This window comes from Citrobacter sp. VF227, assembly GCF_052950715.1.
Genome location: NZ_JBRFVF010000558.1, coordinates 1 through 442 on the forward strand (window position 1 = coordinate 1; position 442 = coordinate 442).

Sequence of the window (442 nt, forward strand, 5' to 3'; positions counted from 1 at the left end):
TTTGCCGTAGAAGCGGTCTCCATCCAGCAGCGAAAGCCAGATCTGAAAATCCTCTTCCTTACCGTTGTGCGGTGTAGCGGTCATCAACAGGAAGTGACGGGTGATGGAACCGAGCAGCTCACCTAGCTCGAAGCGCTTGGTCTTATTCACCTTGCTACCGAAGTAGTTGGCGGAGAGCTTGTGGGCTTCGTCGACGATGATCAGATCCCACTCAGTGTTCTTGAGCTTCTGCTGGAACTCCTCGCTGCGGGACAATTGATCGAGGCGTGCGATCAGCAGATTGGTCTCCTCGAAGTAGTTACCCGAGGCGCATTGCTCTTGTTTCTCACGACTGAAGACTTCGAACTTCACGCCGAATTTTTCCAGCAATTCATCCTGCCACTGCTCGGTCAGGGAGCCAGGTGACACCACCAGAATTCGCTTGGCATCCGAACGCATCAGT

At 53.6% G+C, this 442-nt stretch carries 1 protein-coding gene; it reads right to left on the bottom strand.

Translation table 11 applies throughout. The features are described 5' to 3' along the window. The coding region (locus ACU8YC_RS27845) for a DEAD/DEAH box helicase (protein ID WP_446896375.1) at window positions 1-442 on the bottom strand (442 nt) is incomplete at both ends.